The organism is Halomonas tibetensis, assembly GCF_042643535.1.
GTDB classification, from domain to species: domain Bacteria; phylum Pseudomonadota; class Gammaproteobacteria; order Pseudomonadales; family Halomonadaceae; genus Halomonas; species Halomonas tibetensis.
The window spans coordinates 63263-81572 of record NZ_JBHRSQ010000018.1 but is presented as its reverse complement, the minus strand read 5'-3'; the positions used below and the strand labels follow the sequence as shown (position 1 = coordinate 81572).

The window sequence follows — 18310 nt, the reverse complement described above, 5'->3', positions numbered from 1 at the left end:
ATGGGAAGCTCCTGCACCGGGGATGGCCAGTCTTCGCCCGGGCAGGCATCATGGGCGCCGTTCCCTTCACCATTCTGTTCGAGGTCAACCAACACGATGCGAATTCTTATCCGCTACTTTTTCCGTGGTCTGCGACTGGTGCTGGCGCCGGTGGTACTGATCGCCGAGAAGCTCTCCACGCCCCAGTCCGTCGAGCGCAGCGCCGAGGAACAGGCCGAGGTCGACGACGCCTGCAAGAACCTCGCCCTCTACCAGTTCCGTACCTGTCCCTTTTGCGTCAAGGTGCGCAAGGAGATCGCCCGGCTGGGCCTGTCCATTGAGGTCCGCGACGCCCAGCTCCATCCGGAGCACCGCCAGGCGCTGGCCGAGGGCGGCGGCCGAGTCAAGGTGCCCTGCCTGCGTATCGCCCACGACGACGGCGGCGTGGAGTGGCTTTACGAATCCGACGCCATCAACGCCTGGCTGCACAAGCGCTTCGGCGCCCAGGCTCAGGAGAATGCTCAGTAACACTCTCCACGCTGGCCAGCAGGCGGTCGGCCAGCGCCCTCGCCAGGGGCTCATCGAGAAACGGCAGCGTCAGTCGGCCATTGGCCACCTGGAGTTGCAGGGTGGCGACTCCTCGGCGGCGCTGGAGCCAGCTCTGGCAGAGGCGCAATGAAATCACATGCGACAGGGGAAAGACGCTGGTGCGCTGACCCCACAGTCCCTGTCGCACATGGAGGGTCTCCCCCTGCTGTGCCCAGCCCAACGCTTGCCAGCGCAGCTGAGCCGCTCCTGCCACCAACCCCGCCAGGCCAGCCGCCACCAGTCCCCAGGCCCAGGGAGACAGCAGCATCGGCCCCGCCAGCCAGACCAGCAGCGCCACCCCCGTGCTCAGCCCGAGCAGGGAGCGCAGCCAGAGCACTCGCCGGTAGATGCGACTCACCCGATTCAATGGCGGCAGCGTGCCAGATCCTGGCCACAGGCTCTCGATCAGCGCCTCGCCCTCGGCCAGGGTCACCCCCGGCACCAGGAACCGCCGCGACTCGGCGGCGGCACCGCCCAGTGCCCCGAACTGGTGACAGACCAGATACCCCCGCCCCAGCACGCGGCCCAGGCCGGTTTGACCCCACTCGACGACCTGCAGGCGCGATAGCGACAGAACCTGCTCGTGGCGATGAAAGAGGCCGCTGACCTGAACCTGCCGCTCGCCCTCGTCGCGCAGCACATAGCCGTGGAAGCGCCACCAGGCCGCCAGCACGGACAACGCTGTCAACACCAGCACCACGACACCCATGCCAAGGCCCACGGCCACCAGCGGCGAGTCGGGTAGCCAGGCGAGCAGGTCAAGCTGCGGCAGCCGATGATGCAGCCAGCCTTCGAGGGGCTGCAGCAGCGGCGAGAGCATGGCGGCGATCACATAGATCGAACGGCTGGTCAGGCCATGCAGCACCAACCCCCGGGGCGTAAGGGCATAGCGCACTCGCGACCCGGGCTGAGACGGCGCGTCGGGCTCCCCGGCGGGCTCCTCGGACGGCACGTCCGTGTCGTCCGCACCCTGAAGGGTTTCCCCGAGGGCATCCGCCAGCTCGCGGCGGATGCCCGGCAGCGCGATGCGCGAGGCTTCGCCGGCCAGCGTCTCGACCTGCCACTGCACCACGTCGAAGGGGCGCAAATAAAGCGGCTGGTGCACGGCAATATGCTGAACATGGCGAGCCGACACCTTGAACTCGCGATGTTCGAAGAGCCCCTTCTGGATAACCAGCACGTCCCCGTCGAGTCGAAAGCGGAAGCGTCGATAATAGAGCAGGCTCAGCAGTCCCCCCAGCAGCAACAGCAGCGCGGCAACCCCACCAACTTCACGCCATCCGACGCCCTCGACCAGCGCAAGCCCGGCCCCCGCCCCGAGCAGCAGCGGCAGATGCTGGCGCACCAGGGAGAGGCTGGCCGTGACCAGCATCAGGCCCACCGCCCAGGGAGAGAGCCGCTGCCAGTCGGCCAGCGCGAGCCGGCCGGGCGCTGACGACGCGTCCTTCTGGCTCACAGTGTCTCCTCTCCCCGGGGCGGCGCCGTTGGCACACCCCCTAGACGTGCCAGCAGATGCTGCTTGACCGCCTCGGCACGCTGCGCCGGCAGCCCTTCCAGCACGAGGTCAGCGCCGCGCCCACCGGCGGTGAAGCAGGCCAGCCGCACCAGCCCGAAGGCGCGTTCCACGGGGTTGCTGAGGGTCTCCACGTGCTGCAGGCGCACCAGGGGAAGCACCTGGGTGCGGCGAACCAGCAGGCCACGGCGATAGATCAAATCATGCTCGCGCAGCCCGTAGGCCCGGCGGCGCGCCTCGACCCACCCCAGCGCCACGGCGATGAGGCCCAGCCCGCCCGTCGCGGCGGCAAGCCAGGGCTGCCAGTGGGCCAGGGCCTCGTCGCGAACCGGGAGGTGCAACACCACCGCTGTCACCACCAGCCAGCGCGCCCACTGCAGGATGGCCTGACAGGGCGCCAGGCGCGGCGATACCGATATCATTGGCACCGAGGCGAGGGTCGGCAACGCCTCCGGATCAATGACCTGATTGCGGAACTCCATGGTCGGATTCTCCCCTGCCTGCCGTTCGCCGGCCGTCTAGTGTCATGGGGTGCCCCGAGTCATCCGACAGTGGTTCATGCAACCAGCAGGCGACGCTGTGGCCGGGGCGCGGAGTGAAGTCCGGAGGCAATTCCCGGTCGCAGAGTCCTTCCATGGCCCGGGAACAGCGCGGGTGGAAGCGGCAGCCGGCGGGCGGGTCGATCAGGCTCGGCGGCTCGCCGCCTGGCACCTCGCGCAGGCGGGTGGCATTGGCAGCATCCGGGTCGGAAAGCGCGGCCAGCAGCGCCCGGGTGTAGGGATGCTGGGGCGCATCGAGGAGGTCCTCCACCGGGGCGCTCTCCACCACCTTTCCGGCATATAGCACGAAGATGCGCTCGGCGTAATGACGCACCGTGGCCAGATCGTGGGTAACGAAGGCCAGTGTCAGCCCCCGCCGGTGCTGGATGTTGCGCAGCAGCTCGAGGATCTCCACCCGCACCGAGGCATCGAGCATCGACACCGGCTCGTCGGCGATCACCAGCGCCGGTTCGAGAATCAACGCCCGGGCGATCACCACTCGCTGCTGCTGGCCGCCGCTGAGCATGTGGGGAAACTTGCCCAGAACCTCTTCCACCGGGGTCAGCCGCACCTCCTCCAGGGCCGCGCGAATGCGCCGCTCGCGCTCGGCGCGATCCTTGACACCGTGCACCTTGAGCGGCTCGGCCAGGATCCGGCGCACGTCCAGGAAGGGCGGCAGCGCACCGAAGGGGTCCTGCTGCACGTAGCCCACCCGAGCCCGGTAGGCCTTGAGCGCAGCGCCCTTCAGGCCGGCAAGCGACACGCCTTCGAAACGCACCTCGCCCAGGGTCGGGCGATGCAGGCCCAGCAGGGTGCGCACCAGAGAGCTCTTGCCGCAGCCGCTCTCGCCGACAAACGCCACCGCCTCGCCGCGGGCCAGGGTAAAACTCACGTCATCCACGGCGCGCACCGCTCCCACCCTCAGGAAGCCCCACTGGCGCAGTTCGAACCAGGTGTGCAGGCCATTGGCCTCCACCAGCGGCGTATCAGCCATGTCCACCTCCCCCGTTCGGCTCATACCGCCAGCAGCGCACCCGATGGCGGCTTTCGCCTGCCCCCTCGCCTATCCCGAGGGCGAAGGCCGGCGGCGACTCGCCGCAGCGGGCGAAGCGCTCGGGACAGCGCGCGGCGAAACGACAGCCCGTGGGCGGATCGAGCAGGCTCGGCGGCTGGCCGAGAATGGCCCGGGGCCGCTCACGCTCATGGAGCCGCGGCACGCTCTTCATCAGCAGGCGTGAATAGGGATGGGCCGGCTCGCCGAAGAAGCGCGCCGCGCTGCAGGCCTCCACCAGCTCGCCGGCATACATCAGCGCCACCCGGTCGGCCAGCTCGCTGGAGGTGGCCACGTCGTGGGTGATCAGGATAAAGCTGGTGCCGAGGTCGCGTTTCAGCTCTTTCAGGACGTTCATGATCGCCGCCTGGGTCAGCACGTCCAGCGCCGAGGTGGGCTCGTCCAGGATCACCAGCTCCGGCTCCGCCACCAGCGCCATGGCCAGTACCGCCCGCTGGCGCATGCCGCCGGAGAGCTCGAAGGGGTAGCGGGCCATGAAGTCCAGCGGCAGCCCCACTCGCTGGAACACCTCGGCCGCGCGCTCGAGCGCTCGGCGCCTGGGCCAGCGCTTCAGTTCGCGCAGCGGCTCGGCGACCTGCTCGCCCACCTTGACCACCGGGTTCAAGGCGTTCATGGAGGCCTGCATCACCAGCGCCATGCGCGACCACTGCACCTCGCGGCGAAAGCGTTCGTCGGAGAGCTCGCTGATTGGGGTATCGCCCAGGCTGACTCGACCGCCGTGGTGGGCCAGGTTGCGCGGCAGCAGCCGCATCAGCGCCCGAGCCAGCGAGCTCTTGCCGCAGCCCGACTCGCCGAGGATCACCAGCGCCTCCCCGCGCTTCACGTCGAAGCTCACCCCATCCACGGCGCGCACCGCGCCGCCGCGGGTGCGGTAATGGAGCGCCAGATCCTCGACTTTGAGCAGGGTGTCCGCCATCACAGACTCCTCAGTCGCGGATTGAAGACCCGGTCCAGGGCAAAGCCGAGCATGGCGAAGCCCAGGCCGGTGAGCATCAGCAGGATCGCCGGGGCTACTACCCAGTAGACGTAGCCGTTATAGAGCGCGCTCTGGGACTGGGCGTCGTTGAGCACCTTGCCCCAGGTGGGCAGCTCGGGGTCCCCGAGCCCCAGCACCGCCAGCGACGCCTCCAGAAAGACAAAGGTGGGGATCAGGGTCACGAAGGTGGGAATCAGCACCGGCAGGATGCGCGGCAGCATGTAGCGCCAGACGATGCGCAGGTCCGAAGCCCCGTAGGCGAGCGCCGCCTCGATGTAGGGCGCCTCGCGGATCGGCATCAGCATGGCGCGGTAGGTCTTGATGCCGGCGCTGAAGATACCCAGCAGCACCACCACGCCGAGCATCAGCCAGATGCTGGTGGAGTAGAGGGTGCCCACCATCACCAGTATCGGCAGCACCGGCAGGATCATATTGACCTCGGTGAGGCGCTGGATCACCGCGTCCACCCAGCCGCGGTACCAGACCCCGACGGCGGCGATCACCAGGGTGGTGAGGGTGGTGCCCACGGCGGCGATCAGCCCGAAGGCCAGCGCCACCGGCGTGCCCCAGAGCAGCGCCAGGCTGAGATCGCGGCGCTGATGGTCGGTGCCGGCGACACCATGGACCCGCCCGTAGAGCACCAGTTCGGCCTCGAGGCCGGCCTGCTCGTCGAACAGTACGGCGTCGAGAAGCAGCCGATAGGTTCCCTCCAGCACCTCGGGCGCGGCCGGCGTGGCGGCCTGCTCGCCTTGGCCGTTGTGGTCGGCCAGCAGGCCGATATGGGGCGCCAGCCCGCCCAGTCGCCGCTCCAGGCCGCGGTCTTGGGAAAGCGAGATCCGCTCCTGAGGGCCGATGCGGTAGCCGCCCAGGGCGATCTCGCGTCCGCCCGGTGCCTGCCACAGCAGCCTGACAAAGGGCGTGCGGGCATGCCCCTCAGCGGTCAGGAAGAGGTTGATCTCGCTGGGGAAGCCACCGTAGGCGTAGTCAAATTCCAGCGGGATCCGCAGCCGCCGTCCGCCCGGGAAAGGGGCCTCCTCGATCTCGGCATCGCGGCTGGCCACCACCAGGGTGCGGGCAGCATTGCCACCGCTCAGGCGATCGACCCAGGCCGGGGACGCGTTGACCGGGTAACGCTGCCACATCTCGCCACCCCGCCAGCGCTCAAGGGCCTCGCCGTAGGGAATCGCCACCAGGGTGGTGATGGCCACGCCGCTGAGCAGCAGGATGATCATCATCCCCACCAGGGCCGAGGGGTAGCGGGCCAGCTCACGCCAGGCCCTGGGCTCCGTCACGGCACTCATCGGCGACCTCCCTGGATCCGCACCCGCGGGTCGAGCAGCGCATAGAGGATATCCAGCGCAAACACGGTCGCCGCCAGCAGGTAGGCGAAGATCACCACCCCACCGATGATCACCGGGGTATCACGGTGGCCGATGGCCTGGAAAAGCAGCGAGCCGAGACCCGGCCAGTTGAACACCTGCTCGAGGATGATCGCCCCGCTCCACAGGCCGATCAGCATCAGCAGAAAGCTGGTGATGATCGGCGACAGCGCCGGGCGCAGGATGTAGCGCCGCTCGATGCGGTGGGACGGCAGCCCCTTGGCGCGCGCCATCTCCACATAGTCCTCGCTGGAGTGAATCAGGAAGAAGGTCCGCCAGGAGTAGATGGAGACGAAGATCGAGGAGAAGAACATGGCCGCCACCGGCAGCAGCATGTGACGGATGAGGCTGGCGGCATACGCCAGACGGTTCTCCGGAGGCGGCGCGGTGACCATGCCCCCGGCAGGAAGCAGCGGGAAGAGGAAGGCCAGCAGCAGGATCAAGAAGATGCCATAGAACCAGCCCGGCGCGGCGGAACTCGGCGCCAGGGCAATCATCGTGCGGTCCAGGGCGCTGCCGTAATGCCGCGACAGGCGCAGGGCGGCGAACACCGCGGTGAAGAACACCAGCAGGTTGGCGGTGCCAAACAGCAGCAGGGTCGCCGGGAGACGCTCGGTGATGATGTCGCGCACCTCCCGGGAGCCGCGATCGCTGTGCATCTGCTCGGCGCGGCCCAGGTCGAGGCTCATGGCACGCTGCAGGTAGTCGAGGCTGCGCAGCACGAAGGGCTGGTCGAGGCGCAGCCGTTCCACCTCCAGGGCCACCTGGCTCGCCACCAGGGCGTTGCGCTCCTCGCCGGGCATGTCGAAGAAGGCCGGGTCGGCACGCACCGTCTCGACCACCTCGCTTCTGATCTGCACCAGGCGCAGCTCGTCCACCTGCCCCCCCATGTTGGCCACCACGATGGTCAGGTAGACCCCGACCAGCACCGTGGCCAGCAGCGCCACCAGGCGCCTGATGGCGAAGAACAGCAGGTGGCGCAGGTCGCGCAGTCGAGCACGACGCAGCGACGGGCGCGATTCTGTCAAGATCTCCGGGGTCATCGGGGGTCCTCCTCGTTGCCCGGCACGGTGGCAAACACATGGGAGGCGAAGGCCGGCAAGGCGACCCATTTGCTGGTCACCGCCAGCTCCAGGCTGTTGGCGCCACTGCCCAGGGCCGCCAGGGTCTCGGCGTCCAGCAGCACCCGCCACTCGCCGTCGCCCAGCGACGAGGCATCGCCGCGCTGTGCCAGCGCCCCCTGCCCGTCGAACAGCAGATAGTTCACCTCATGGATCGCCTCCTCCGGATAGGGCTCGCCCTCGACGGTAACGCTGAGGCGAAACGCTGCGGCCTCGCGCCCCTCGGCGCCTCCCGCGGCCAGGGCGCCCGCGCCGGGATCATCGCCTGCCGCGACCACCAGGGGGCCATCCAGTACCAGCTCCGGGATGGGCGCCGTGCTCAGACCAAGCCAGCGGTCCGCCGGGTCGCGGAAGCCCTCGAAGCGGCGCAGCACCACGCTGCCCTCCACGGGATGCACCGAGTGCAGCCGGTAGGGGCCGCTGCCCACCCAGAAGTGGCCGAAGGCTTCGTGCCAGGCGGCCAGGGCCTCGAAGCGCCGCTCGCGCTCCCCCGGCGTCAGCCACTCGCCCAGGGCCAGCTGGTAGGGCAGCTCGCTTGTCGCCCTGGCCTGCTCCAGCAGCCGCGCCAGCGCCGGCAGGCTGGGGCCGGCCACCAGGCTCAGCCAGTCCACCCGCTGGCGGTCGGCCTTGTTGGAGGAGAACGCCAGCTCGCCACGGCGCTCGCCGAGAATGCCCAGCATCAGCACGTGCCACGGCAGCGGGCTCGGCGCCCGGGCGGCGACGATACTCTCGGCGTCGGGGAAGATCTGGTCGCTGTAGATCTCGATCACCAGGGGGTCAATGGAGACGATCCGCCAGCCGCGGAAGTGGCTTCGAAAGGCCTCGAAGGTGGCCAGGTGGGCGGGGTCGAAGAGCGGGCTCGCTTCGCTTGCGCGCTCGAAGTCGAGAATCCAGGGGAGCACGATGTCGGCGGGCGAGAGCGTCGAGCCATCGTGCCACTGACGCTCGAAAAGATCCGCATCGTAGTGAACCCGCACCCGGGTTCGCGCCTCGAGCCCTTCGGGATGAGCCTCACCCACGGTAATGAAGCGCCCCTGCTGGGCGTCCCAGTCGACCCAGGCTGCATCGGGCACCGCGATGCGCGCCTCGCGGGTCACCTTCAGCCACTCCAGGGTGTGCTCCACCGGGACGCCCTGCTCCACCGCCACCTCGGCGCGGGTGATGCGCTGCGGATGATAGAGCCCGGTGTAGGGGTCGGGCAGCACCACCGGATCCTGGGTGGCGCGGGTGATCATGCGGTCGAAGGCCCAGTTGCTGCCGGCCACCGGGTTCCAGGGCTCGCCCAACAGGCCAGGCAACCCCACCACCATGCGCCCGCCGAGACGGTCGGTGTAGCGCAGGGTGTAGGGCCATAGCGCCGAGCCGGAGACCCCGCCGGCGAGGTCCGCGGCCACTTCGACGTTGGCGGCCCGCGCCGAGGCGTTGAGCTGATCCACCAGCCACACCCTTGAGGCGTCTTCCAGGGCAAGTTCGAGGGCCTGAGCCATCATTTCCTGGCGCTCCTCCCAGTCCCGGTAGTCGCGCCGCGACAGCCGCTCGGCGAGCGCATCGAACTCGGGCGTCGGTCGGTAGGCCTGCCACAGCGGCTCGGCACGCCCGCGGGGCGTGTAGTAGAAGCTGAAGTTATCGGCCTGGTCGCGCTGGATCACGATCGAAATCCAGGCGCCGGTGTAGAGATGCCAGTGGCCCGCGGCAGGGTCCGTGGCGATCCACAATCGCGAGGCCTCCTCGGCGGTGCGGTAACGTCGCTCCACCTCGAAGCCTTCATCATGAAGCAGGTTGGCCAGGTAATCTCCCACCCGGCGGCGCTCGTCCTCGGTGCGGATCAGCAAACGCAGGCGCACCGGTTCACCGCGCCAGGTCCAGCGCCCCTCCTCACGACTCGCGCCGAGTTCGTGCATGCCGTCGTCGATCGCCGCGCGGGCACGAACTGGGTCGTGGGCGTAGCGCAGCTCCAGCTCTCGAGCCACCACGGCGAGGCGCGCATAGTCGGGAAAGGCGGTGGAGAGTGGCAGGGTGCGAGGCACGGCCAGGCCTCCGTAGAGCTCCTCGGCCACATGGCGACGGTCGATCAACCAGTTGAGCGCCTCACGGATCTTCGGCAAGGCAAAGGGGTTGAGGTTGCCGTCAGCGAGTTCCGGCCCGGCCGGATTGAGGGTCAGCTCGCTCGAGGTGCCGTAGGCCAAATCAACGTCGGCGTAGACGGAGTCGCGCAGCCGGTTGACCACCGTGGGGCTGGAGATGCCCTGGCTGAAGAGCTGGTGGCTGCCGGACTCGATCAGGCCGGTGACGCGACCCAGGTCGGTCTCACGCAGGAAGACGATCTCGTCAAGCAGAGCCCCGCCGCGTTGGGCCAGGGCCTCACGTTCGACGTTCAACAGCGGCGATTCGCGGGTCGCGCGTTCACGCATTGGCCCATCCTTCAATGGCCACAGCGCCACGGTCACGGCGGCGACCAGCACCAACGCGCTGATGCCCAGTCCTACGCCTCTCATGGTGTCATCTCGGCTTCCGACAAGGCTCAAGGCCTCCTACTGTGACCGAGCCCTGCCGCTGAAGGACAGGCGCGGCGGGTGCAGGATTTCAACGCTGCCCCACCGAGTCGAGGGTCGGCAATAGTGGACCCGACCGCCATGGAGGCCTACACCTTGATACATGACTACCGATCCGACACTCCCCGGTCGCGGCCCCCTGCCGGTGCTTCGTTTTCTCGGGCTGGTGCTGCTGGGCGCGGCGATCGGCGGGGTAGCCGCGATGGTGGCGGCCGGCTTTGTCCGTGGCGTGCTGTGGCTCAACGAGATCCTGCTGATCTCTCCACGCAGCAGGATGATGCTTCCCCATCACGAACTGCTGGTGCTGACCACGATCGCCGTGCCAACCCTGGGCGGTCTGATCGTCGGCCATCTGCACCGCCGGATTCCCGAACGCCGCCCCCACACCCCCGCCGATGCCATCGCCGCCGTGCAGACCCGGCGCGGCCGGCTGCCGGCCCGAGCCGGAGGGATCACCGCGCTGAGCGCCCTGATCTCGCTGGGCGCCGGGGCTTCGGTAGGCCAGTATGGCCCGCTGGTTCACCTGGGGGCCACCCTGGGTTCGCTGGGCGCGCGGCTGATGCGGCTGGGCCGCTCGGAGGACAATATCACCATCGCCTGCGGCGTTGCCGCGGCCATTGCTACCGCCTTCAATGCCCCGCTGGCGGGCATTATCTTCGCCCATGAGGTAATACTGCGCCATTACGCGCTGCGTGCCTTCGCGCCCATCGCGGCCGCCGCCCTCGTCGGCCATGTGATCGCCACTCAGGTACTGGCTCAGGGTGCGCTCTTCCACGTCGCCGACACCGCGGTGCCAAGGGCCTGGGAGTTCGGTCTCTTCGTCGCCATCGGCGGGCTCGGCGCTCTGGTCGCCGGCGCCTATATTCACGCCATCCTGGGTGTCGGCCGCCTGGCCGATCGCCTGCCCCTGCGCCCGGAGCTGCGCCCCGCCCTGGCAGGCGCCATGCTCGGCATCCTGGCACTCTGGGTGCCTGATATCCTGGGCATGGGCCAGGAGACCCTGCGCTTCGCCACCATCGCCGGCGCCTTCGACGGCGGCGAACTGCTGCTGGTGCTGATCCTCAAGTTGGCAGCCACCGCCCTCTGCCTGGGCATGGGCTTCAGCGGTGGCGTGTTGAGCCCTGCCCTGGTGATCGGCACCCTCTTCGGGGCGCTCTGCGGTACCCTGGTGGCCAGCATCAGCGGCGCCCCCCAGGATACCTTCATCTTCTATGCGGTCTGCGGCATGGTGGCAGTTACTGCCCCGGTGATCGGCGCACCCCTGACCAGCCTGCTGATCGTCTTCGAGCTGACCGGCAACTACACCCTGACCACCGCTGCCCTGGCCAGCGTGACCCTGGCCAGCCCCATCGCCGCCCAGCTGTTCGGCCGTTCGCTATTCGATATTCAGCTGCATGGCCGTGGCCTGGATCTCTCTTCGGGGCGCGGTCGGGCCCTGCTGATGGATACGCCGGTGATCGACTACATGACCCAGGACTGCGTTACCCTCGCCCCCGATGCCCCTCTGGACGAGGCCATCACCACTCTGGCCCGGGAGCGCCACAGCGAGGCCTATCTGGTGGACAGACGGGGGCGCTATCACGGCTGCGTGACGCTGGCCGAATTGGAAGCGGCCCGAGAGGAGGCAGATTCGCGGCGGCGGACCAGCGCCTGCGTCGATACGCATCGCCCCGCTCTGTGCCCCGGCTCCACCCTCTGGGAAGCCATGGCAATGCTCGAGGAAGTGACCGGCGAGGCCCTGGCGGTAGTGGACGAGGGTGTCTTCCGGGGCGTGGTTTACGAGGTGCATATCGCTCACGCCTACCTCAACCAGAGCGACGCCCTGCGTCGGGAGGAGCACGGCCATGGCTAGGGGCCTGATTGCCGCCCTGCTGCTGGGACTGACCGCTTGGGGAACGGTTGCCCTCGCCGACCCGCTGCGAGTGCTCAGCTGGGGAGGCGCCTATGAACGCGCCCAGCGCGACGCCTTGTTTATCCCCTTCACCGAGCAGACTGGCCTGGGGGTAGAAGTCCATCAATACGACGGCGGCCTCGAGGAGCTGCGTCGTGCCGAGACCGCCGGCGAAACGCCCTGGGATGTCATCGACATGACCCGCAGCCAGGCCATGGCCGCCTGTCAGGAGGGACTGTTGCAGCCGTTACCACGCGACCTGCCCACCCCGGCGCCCGACGGTACCCCAGCAGATCGGGATTTCCTGCCTGGAGCCATCGGCGACTGCGCGCTCACCCACTCGCTCTTTGCCACCGTGGTGGCCTATCGACCCGATGCCTTCCCGGGGCGACGCCCCACCCGCATCGACGACCTCTTCGATCAGCAGCGCTTCCCGGGGCCCAGGGCCCTGCAGCGCACCCCGGCGGTCAACCTGGAGTGGGCCCTGCTCTCCTACGGCGTCCCACGCGAAGAGCTCTACCGGCTGCTCAGCACCCCAAGGGGCCTGCGGCTGGCCCTGGAACGGCTCGGTGAGCTCGAGGAGACGCGTTGGTGGGAGGCCGGCGACGAGTCACCGCGCCTGCTTGTCGAGGGCGAGGTGGTGATGGCCTCGGGCTACAACGGCCGCTTTTTCGATGCCGCGGTCAATCAAGGCGCTCCCATCGAGATCCTCTGGGACGCTCAGGTTCAGGAGCACGAGACCTGGGTGATACCCCGCGGCGCACCCCATCCCGAGGTAGCCCGCGACTTCATCCGTTTCGCTACGGCCACCGAGCGCCTCGCCGCCCTGGCCAGGCGCATTCCCTATGGTCCGGCGCGCCGATCGGCCACCCTCCAGGTCACTACCCACCCGGACAGCGACCGAGACATGCGCCTGCACATTCCAACCCATCCGCTGAATGCCGCCGGTGCCATCGTCAAGGATGAGGACTGGTACGCTCGCACTCGGTCACTGCTGGACGACGAATTCGAGACCTGGCTGGCCCGCCAGGGCTGCCTCATCTCCGTCAACGAATCTTGCCCGCCGCCCTGACGCGTTCCATGGCGACTGGGCGAACACAGCTGGCATGACCCTCGACGTCAAGGGTTCGTCGAGCGGCGCCGAGCCTTCAGCACCAGGTTGCGGGGAGTTAGCGCTCGGTTGCAGAAGGTGCCGAGTGCCACTGAGTAGCCGGCCTCTTCCAGGAAGGCCGTGCGATCCAGCGCCAGCCACACCTCCAGGGGACGGCGAAACAGGTGGCGGGCCAACTCCAGACGGGACACCTGGGCTTGGCGCTCCCAGCCGGCCGCCTCGAGGCCGCGCCAGTCGACATCCGCCGGCAGCGCAATGCCCTTCCGCTGCGCCGCCCAGTGGCAGAATCCCTCGAAGGTTTCCGGCATCTGTCCGTAGGCGAGACTCGGCACCGGCAGGTAGGCGTCGACGCCGCGCACCTGGCGCTGCAGACGATCGAAGCCGAGTCGCCAGGCGCCTGCCCGCTGCCGGTGACGCTGCACGCCCCGGGGGGCCGTGACCGTTTCCTGCACGGCAAGGGCCAGATCGTCGCGGGCAAGCGCGAGGCCGTGGGCGGTCATCAGCTCGGCGCCAAGACGTGACAGTGGCTGGTAAGTGTCGTCCGCTGTGCGCTGGTAGCAGCAGGGTGCCAGGGTCACGGCGCTGCCTGCCTCCACGGCAAGCGAAAGCAGCCGGCGGTGCAGGTCACCGCAGGCGTGCAGCGCCGCCACCCCGGTTCCCTCATCCAGCCAGCGACCGGCGTCCTCGGCCATCACGTCCTGCTCGTGCAGCGTTACCCGCGCGCCCTGTCGCTTGGCCAGCGCCTGACCCGCCACGCAAAGCGACGGTTGCCACTCCAGGGCGGTCACCTCCAGGGCATGGTGGCATGACAGCGCCCGGGACAGGTGTCCCTTGCCGGCACACCACTCCACTAGCGTCTCGTCCCTCGCGACCTCGACCTGAGGCAGAAAGGCCTGGACCTGGCGCCATTTACGCTCGCCGACATCCGCTCCCCAGGCCTCCGGAAGGGCCTCACCCTGTTCCGCCAGTGCCGGCAGGGCCACCAGCCGAGCCAGTTCCTCCACGGGCAGCCAGGCGCCCAGGGGGGAATCGGTGAAGGGATCTTCCTGCAGGCGCGACATCGCCGAGTCGGGAAGCGCCAGCAGCGCCTCGGCAAGGCCCGGCCAGCGGCGGTGCCAGGGCAGCCGCGGGTGCTGGAAGGGCAGGCAGTGCCACAGCGGCTGCCATTCGGCCAGCCGTTCGGCAAGATGGGTGAAACGCTCGGCGTGGGTCATCGATCAGGTGGCAATGAAGTTCTCGATAGCTCGGGGTGAGTCCGCTCGCCGTCATTGTGACACGGCGGGCGGCGCCAGCGCGCCAAGCGACGCCGTTCGAGCCGGTGTGATATAACCCGGCACCACAACGCCAATGTTGCCCACAGGGAGAATGCCATGGGTCGTTTCGTCTTCACTCTTGCTGTACTGGCCGGCCTGCTCTACGGCGGGGTCTACTTTTACTATGGCCATGCCGCACAGCAGGCCATCGAGGAAGCGCTGGAGGCCCGCGGACTGACGGCCGTCGAGGTGGAAAGCATCGACTATGGGCTCCTCGCTCCGGTGAGTCAGGAGGCTGACATCGCTGTCAACATTCGCTATCGCGGCGCCGAGGCCACGCTGGATATCCGCGTGATCGGCCATCCGGTCTTCTCCGATGAGGTCCGCCTGGAACTGGACGGGCTGCAGGCCCTGAGGCTCAGCATCGGGCTGGGTGGATGAACCTTGTTCCGGCCTGCCCCTCGAGCATGAGCATGCTATCCTCGCCCTTCACTGCCGGCAGCCCCGCTGGCACCAGAGAGCCAACGTTCAGGAGACTTACATGGCCAAGGCAACCGCGCGTCATATTCTGGTAGACAGCAAGGAGAAGTGTGAGGCCCTCAAGGCCGAGATCGAGGGCGGCCGCGACTTCGCCGAGGTGGCCCGCGAGGACTCCAGCTGTCCCTCCAGCCGCCAGGGCGGCGACCTGGGCAGCTTCGGCCCGGGCCAGATGGTTCGTGAGTTCGATGAGGTGGTCTTCTCCGGCGACTTGAACAAGGTCCACGGTCCGGTCAAGACCCAGTTCGGCTACCACCTGCTCGAGATCACCAGCCGCAGCTGATTGACTGCCCCGCTGGTTAAAGCCGCACAGGATACCTCCTGGGCGGCTTTTTTCTTGTACATATACGGTAAATCCCACACCCCCTGTATCATTCGGCGAGTCGCGTTAGGATGGAAAGTACCCTCTATCATCTCGGGAGACGGACACAATGAACGACGAAGCCTTTCAGACGAGCATCCGCAAACTGTTGAAGACCGTAGGTGTTACCACCCAGCAGGAGATCGAGAAGGCGGTGAAGCTGGGCTTGAGCGAGGGATATCTCAAAGGTGACGAACGGCTGCCGGCCCGGATCACCGTAGAGGTGGACGGTCTCAGCCTGGCCCTCGACTTCGACGGAGACATCAACCTTGAGTAATGCCCCGGTCATTGCCATCGAGTGTCTCTCGAAGTCCTATGCCGGCGGCTTCGAAGCGCTCAAGGAGATCAGCCTCGAGATCCACCACGGTGAGATCTTCGCCTTGCTGGGCCCCAACGGCGCGGGCAAGACCACGCTGATCAGCGTGATCTGTGGCCTGGTCAACGCCACGTCGGGGCGGGTGCTCGTGGACGGCCACGACAACGTGCGGGAATTTCGCGCCGCCCGCGAGCGGATCGGCCTGGTCCCTCAGGAGCTCACCAACGAGGCCTTCACCACCGTGTGGGACACGGTCAGCTTCAGCCGCGGGCTGTTCGGCAAGGCCAAGGATCCCGCCCATATCGAGAAGGTGCTGCGTTCGCTGTCGCTGTGGGAGAAACGCAACAACCGCCTGATCACCCTCTCCGGCGGCATGAAGCGTCGCGTGCTGATCGCCAAGGCGCTGGCCCACGAGCCGGAGATCCTGTTCCTCGATGAGCCCACTGCAGGGGTCGACGTGGAGCTGCGCCGCGACATGTGGGAGGTAGTGAGGCAGTTGCGCAACAGCGGGGTGACCATCATTCTCACCACCCACTATATCGAGGAGGCCGAGGAGATGGCCGATCGCATCGGGGTAATCCGCCGCGGCGAGCTGGTCCTGGTGGAGGAGAAGCAGGCCCTGATGCGCAAGCTCGGCAGCAAGGAATTGACGCTGCATCTGCGCGAACCCTTGGCAACGCTGCCTGACGCTCTCTCCCGCCATGGACTGGTTCTGACCGAGGAAGGCCATTCGCTGGTCTACTCCTACGACGCCAACGTACCGGGCGAGGACCAGGCCGGCATCGCCGAGCTCCTCGCCGACCTGGAGGATGCCGGCATCGGCTTCAAGGACCTGCACACCCGGCAGAGTTCCCTCGAGGAGATATTCGTCAGTCTGGTCAAGGAAACGACATGAACCTGCAGTCCGTGAAGACTCTCTACCTCGCCGAGATGGCCCGCAGCCTGCGTACCGTGCTGCAAAGCATCGTTTCACCGGTGATCTCCACCTCGCTCTACTTTGTGGTATTCGGCGCGGCCATCGGCACGCGAATCAGCGAGGTGAACGGCGTAAGCTACGGCGCCTTCATCGTACCCGGGCTAATCATGCTGATGCTGCTGACCCAGAGCGTTTCCAACGCCTCCTTCGGCATCTTCTTCCCACGCTTCTCGGGCTCGATCTACGAGATACTCTCGGCGCCCATCTCCTACTGGGAGATCGTGATCGGCTACGTGGGAGCAGCCGCCACCAAGTCGATCATTCTGGGGCTGATCGTGCTGGCCACCGCCCGGCTGTTCGTGCCCTACTCCATCGAACATCCGCTGATGATGGTCCTGTTCCTGCTGCTCACTGCAGTGACCTTCAGCCTACTCGGCTTCATCATCGGCATCTGGGCCGACGGCTTCGAAAAGCTGCAGCTGGTGCCGCTGCTGGTGATCACCCCGCTGACCTTCCTCGGCGGCACCTTCTACTCCATCGACATGCTGCCGCCCTTCTGGCAGGCAGTGACTCTGATCAACCCGGTGGTCTACCTTGTGAGCGGCTTCCGCTGGAGCTTCTACGGCATCAGCGACGTCAGCCCGGTGGTGAGCCTGGGAATGATCCTGCTGTTCCTGACCGTGTCGATTGCGGTGGTGGAGCGAATCTTTCGCACGGGGTATCGCCTAAGGCCGTGACGCGCACGGGCCACCGTCGTCGGCGGCCCGTGCAATGCCCAGGGCGGACGGCTACTCCTCCCGAACCAGTTCCACATCGAAGGTGACGTCGATCTCCATGACATTGTCATGGTCATGTCCCGCCATCATCGACTCCACATAGGCCAGCGAAGTGGCCACGCGCCCCTTGACCCGTCCGCTGTCGCCGTCGGTCTCCAGCTCCTCGATCTCGATGGGCACCTCCTCCTCGGTGCCATAGTGGGGTGTCAGGCCGCTCTCGTGAAAATAGGTCACGGAGGCTTCACTGGGTGTCCCCTGCATCACCATGAAGTCGATGGAGAGCGTCCCTTGGGTCTCGAAACGCGCTTCGCGGTGGCCCTGCACTGTTACGATGACCATGCCCGGCATGAACTCGGAAAAATTGGCGGTCGACATGCCTCCTTCGCTGAGGACATGCCACTCGTGCGGCTCGCCGTCCAGGGTACCGCTGATCTCGTTGGCCATGACCTGGCCAGCGCATAGTCCCAGACCGGCCGCTATCAGTGCACCGATCATCAGATTACGGGGCTTCTTTAGTTTCATCATGCATTCCTTCTTCGTGCTATCGTCCTTGGCGCATCCCGGGCTCACGAGCCTGGGGCGTCAAACACCCCCGACCATCGCAACCGGGGAACCCGATCAGCGAGCGGCCTGCTCGCGTACGGCATCCAGATCCCATGCCTTGAGAAGTTCCACGGCGGGCGCCTGGGAGTCTAGCCCCTGCCCGTTGATCTGCATCAGGATGCGGCCATCCATCAGGAAGGAAACTTCGGCGTTGCCACGCTCGGCTTCCCACTTGAGCATTGCGGAGTCACGGCCGATACGGATGCGCTCCATATTGGGCTGGGCGGCGATTATCGCCGGATTGCTGAACATCGCCGACATCGCCTGAACCATGGGGTTGTCGATCATCAGCTTCGCCGTCAGCCTGCCATTTCCCGACTCCTGGCGATATTCGCGCTCCAGCATGCTGCCGCCGCCCCCGCCGAACATCGCCGCCCCACCGCTGACGCCGGACTCCACCGTGCCGGCACTCCAGCCCTCGGGCGCCTCGGGAAACGTCTCGGCGATACGCCCCGACATCCGTTCGCGAATATCGTTGATGGCGAACTCCAGCTCGGTAATGGCCGCACCGTATTCTGCTTCGTGGTATAGCTCCAGACCCAGTTCGATCTGCTCGACAACTTCGTCGGCCAACGCCGAAGCGGTGACCGGCAATGTCAGTACGGCACCCAGCAGGGCGACACCCAGGGTATGTTTGCTTTGCATTGTCATCTTCCTCGTTATCATGGATTCCCGATCAGCCATCTATCAGGCGATAGACTCACTCATCTTGCAGTTCGAACCAACTCAGATCGCCCACCAGCTCCAGCTCATCCTCACCGCTTGCGGTCATACTGAACTCTGCATCGTAGCGCTCACCGTTAGCCACCAGCGTCAACTTTCACGAT

At 67.2% G+C, this 18310-nt stretch carries 18 protein-coding genes; 8 read left to right on the top strand and 10 right to left on the bottom strand.

Features of this window, described 5'->3' with window-relative positions; translation table 11 throughout:
• The first annotated feature begins 96 nt into the window (after positions 1–96).
• Positions 97–507 (top strand): glutaredoxin family protein, encoded by a 411-nt coding sequence (locus ACFODV_RS13750; RefSeq protein ID WP_379760383.1) that lies wholly within the window; start codon positions 97–99, stop codon positions 505–507.
• Here ACFODV_RS13750 and ACFODV_RS13745 read toward each other — a convergent pair.
• From ACFODV_RS13745 to ACFODV_RS13715, 7 genes are read right to left on the bottom strand one after another with little or no spacing between them, the layout of a single operon-like run.
• Positions 452–2023: a PH domain-containing protein gene (locus tag ACFODV_RS13745; RefSeq protein WP_379760381.1), complete on the bottom strand. Its 1572-nt coding sequence runs from the start codon at positions 2021–2023 to the stop codon at positions 452–454. The genes ACFODV_RS13750 and ACFODV_RS13745 overlap by 56 nt on opposite strands.
• A complete protein-coding gene (locus ACFODV_RS13740; RefSeq protein WP_379760379.1) occupies positions 2020–2562 on the bottom strand; it encodes a PH domain-containing protein in 543 nt (180 codons plus the stop codon). The genes ACFODV_RS13745 and ACFODV_RS13740 overlap by 4 nt, the downstream gene beginning before the upstream one ends.
• Positions 2537–3613 (bottom strand): ABC transporter ATP-binding protein, encoded by a 1077-nt coding sequence (locus ACFODV_RS13735; protein ID WP_379760377.1) that lies wholly within the window; start codon positions 3611–3613, stop codon positions 2537–2539. Before ACFODV_RS13735 ends, ACFODV_RS13740 begins: the two co-directional genes overlap by 26 nt.
• Complete coding sequence (locus tag ACFODV_RS13730; RefSeq protein ID WP_379760375.1) at positions 3606–4607, bottom strand: ABC transporter ATP-binding protein; 1002 nt, start codon at positions 4605–4607, stop codon at positions 3606–3608. Before ACFODV_RS13730 ends, ACFODV_RS13735 begins: the two co-directional genes overlap by 8 nt.
• Entirely contained in the window at positions 4607–5968 is a 1362-nt protein-coding gene (locus tag ACFODV_RS13725; protein WP_379760373.1) for an ABC transporter permease, read from the bottom strand. The genes ACFODV_RS13730 and ACFODV_RS13725 overlap by 1 nt, the downstream gene beginning before the upstream one ends.
• Positions 5965–7089 (bottom strand): ABC transporter permease, encoded by a 1125-nt coding sequence (locus ACFODV_RS13720; RefSeq protein WP_379760371.1) that lies wholly within the window; start codon positions 7087–7089, stop codon positions 5965–5967. The genes ACFODV_RS13725 and ACFODV_RS13720 overlap by 4 nt, the downstream gene beginning before the upstream one ends.
• Entirely contained in the window at positions 7086–9662 is a 2577-nt protein-coding gene (locus ACFODV_RS13715) for an ABC transporter substrate-binding protein (RefSeq protein WP_379760369.1), read from the bottom strand. The genes ACFODV_RS13720 and ACFODV_RS13715 overlap by 4 nt, the downstream gene beginning before the upstream one ends.
• Positions 9663–9822: 160 nt before the next feature.
• On the opposite strand from ACFODV_RS13715, the gene ACFODV_RS13710 reads away from it, so the two are divergent.
• On the top strand, positions 9823–11571 hold the full coding sequence (locus ACFODV_RS13710; protein ID WP_379760367.1) for a chloride channel protein: 1749 nt from the start codon (positions 9823–9825) through the stop codon (positions 11569–11571).
• Positions 11564–12682, top strand: a complete 1119-nt coding sequence (locus tag ACFODV_RS13705; RefSeq protein ID WP_379760365.1) for an extracellular solute-binding protein — start codon at positions 11564–11566, stop codon at positions 12680–12682. Before ACFODV_RS13710 ends, ACFODV_RS13705 begins: the two co-directional genes overlap by 8 nt.
• Positions 12683–12729: 47 nt before the next feature.
• Here the strand turns inward: ACFODV_RS13705 and ACFODV_RS13700 are convergent, their stop codons facing one another.
• The gene (locus tag ACFODV_RS13700) at positions 12730–13935 is read right to left on the bottom strand and encodes a methyltransferase (RefSeq protein WP_379760363.1); all 1206 of its coding nucleotides are present in this window, start codon (positions 13933–13935) and stop codon (positions 12730–12732) included.
• 156 nt (positions 13936–14091) lie between these two features.
• On the opposite strand from ACFODV_RS13700, the gene ACFODV_RS13695 reads away from it, so the two are divergent.
• The 5 genes from ACFODV_RS13695 to ACFODV_RS13675 all read left to right on the top strand — a co-directional run bounded on the left by ACFODV_RS13695 (position 14092) and on the right by ACFODV_RS13675 (position 16841).
• The gene (locus tag ACFODV_RS13695; protein WP_379760362.1) at positions 14092–14415 is read left to right on the top strand and encodes a hypothetical protein; all 324 of its coding nucleotides are present in this window, start codon (positions 14092–14094) and stop codon (positions 14413–14415) included.
• A gap of 100 nt (positions 14416–14515) precedes the next feature.
• Positions 14516–14794: a peptidylprolyl isomerase gene (locus ACFODV_RS13690; RefSeq protein ID WP_379760360.1), complete on the top strand. Its 279-nt coding sequence runs from the start codon at positions 14516–14518 to the stop codon at positions 14792–14794.
• Between the two features lie 148 nt (positions 14795–14942).
• Positions 14943–15149 carry a DUF6494 family protein gene (locus ACFODV_RS13685; RefSeq protein WP_379760358.1) on the top strand — a complete coding sequence of 69 codons (207 nt, stop codon included), beginning with the start codon at positions 14943–14945 and terminating at the stop codon, positions 15147–15149.
• Entirely contained in the window at positions 15142–16083 is a 942-nt protein-coding gene (locus ACFODV_RS13680; protein ID WP_379760356.1) for an ABC transporter ATP-binding protein, read from the top strand. Before ACFODV_RS13685 ends, ACFODV_RS13680 begins: the two co-directional genes overlap by 8 nt.
• A complete protein-coding gene (locus ACFODV_RS13675) occupies positions 16080–16841 on the top strand; it encodes an ABC transporter permease (RefSeq protein ID WP_379760354.1) in 762 nt (253 codons plus the stop codon). The genes ACFODV_RS13680 and ACFODV_RS13675 overlap by 4 nt, the downstream gene beginning before the upstream one ends.
• A gap of 51 nt (positions 16842–16892) precedes the next feature.
• On the opposite strand, the gene ACFODV_RS13670 is transcribed toward ACFODV_RS13675, so the two are convergent.
• Entirely contained in the window at positions 16893–17402 is a 510-nt protein-coding gene (locus tag ACFODV_RS13670) for a hypothetical protein (RefSeq protein ID WP_379760352.1), read from the bottom strand.
• A 96-nt stretch (positions 17403–17498) separates the two neighbouring features.
• On the bottom strand, positions 17499–18128 hold the full coding sequence (locus ACFODV_RS13665; protein WP_379760350.1) for a hypothetical protein: 630 nt from the start codon (positions 18126–18128) through the stop codon (positions 17499–17501).
• Positions 18129–18310: the final 182 nt, after the last annotated feature.

What these genes read in the sequence shown, in the direction of transcription:
- ACFODV_RS13685 (WP_379760358.1), top strand. Translation starts at nt 14,943, where the DNA reads ATGAACGACGAAGCCTTTCAGACGAGCATCCGCAAACTGTTGAAGACC.
- ACFODV_RS13740 (WP_379760379.1), bottom strand. Translation starts at nt 2,562, where the DNA reads ATGGAGTTCCGCAATCAGGTCATTGATCCGGAGGCGTTGCCGACCCTC.
- ACFODV_RS13675 (WP_379760354.1), top strand. Translation starts at nt 16,080, where the DNA reads ATGAACCTGCAGTCCGTGAAGACTCTCTACCTCGCCGAGATGGCCCGC.
- ACFODV_RS13705 (WP_379760365.1), top strand. Translation starts at nt 11,564, where the DNA reads ATGGCTAGGGGCCTGATTGCCGCCCTGCTGCTGGGACTGACCGCTTGG.
- ACFODV_RS13715 (WP_379760369.1), bottom strand. Translation starts at nt 9,662, where the DNA reads ATGAGAGGCGTAGGACTGGGCATCAGCGCGTTGGTGCTGGTCGCCGCC.
- ACFODV_RS13735 (WP_379760377.1), bottom strand. Translation starts at nt 3,613, where the DNA reads ATGGCTGATACGCCGCTGGTGGAGGCCAATGGCCTGCACACCTGGTTC.
- ACFODV_RS13690 (WP_379760360.1), top strand. Translation starts at nt 14,516, where the DNA reads ATGGCCAAGGCAACCGCGCGTCATATTCTGGTAGACAGCAAGGAGAAG.
- ACFODV_RS13695 (WP_379760362.1), top strand. Translation starts at nt 14,092, where the DNA reads ATGGGTCGTTTCGTCTTCACTCTTGCTGTACTGGCCGGCCTGCTCTAC.
- ACFODV_RS13750 (WP_379760383.1), top strand. Translation starts at nt 97, where the DNA reads ATGCGAATTCTTATCCGCTACTTTTTCCGTGGTCTGCGACTGGTGCTG.
- ACFODV_RS13730 (WP_379760375.1), bottom strand. Translation starts at nt 4,607, where the DNA reads ATGGCGGACACCCTGCTCAAAGTCGAGGATCTGGCGCTCCATTACCGC.
- ACFODV_RS13670 (WP_379760352.1), bottom strand. Translation starts at nt 17,402, where the DNA reads ATGAAACTAAAGAAGCCCCGTAATCTGATGATCGGTGCACTGATAGCG.
- ACFODV_RS13720 (WP_379760371.1), bottom strand. Translation starts at nt 7,089, where the DNA reads ATGACCCCGGAGATCTTGACAGAATCGCGCCCGTCGCTGCGTCGTGCT.
- ACFODV_RS13710 (WP_379760367.1), top strand. Translation starts at nt 9,823, where the DNA reads ATGACTACCGATCCGACACTCCCCGGTCGCGGCCCCCTGCCGGTGCTT.
- ACFODV_RS13725 (WP_379760373.1), bottom strand. Translation starts at nt 5,968, where the DNA reads ATGAGTGCCGTGACGGAGCCCAGGGCCTGGCGTGAGCTGGCCCGCTAC.
- ACFODV_RS13700 (WP_379760363.1), bottom strand. Translation starts at nt 13,935, where the DNA reads ATGACCCACGCCGAGCGTTTCACCCATCTTGCCGAACGGCTGGCCGAA.
- ACFODV_RS13665 (WP_379760350.1), bottom strand. Translation starts at nt 18,128, where the DNA reads ATGCAAAGCAAACATACCCTGGGTGTCGCCCTGCTGGGTGCCGTACTG.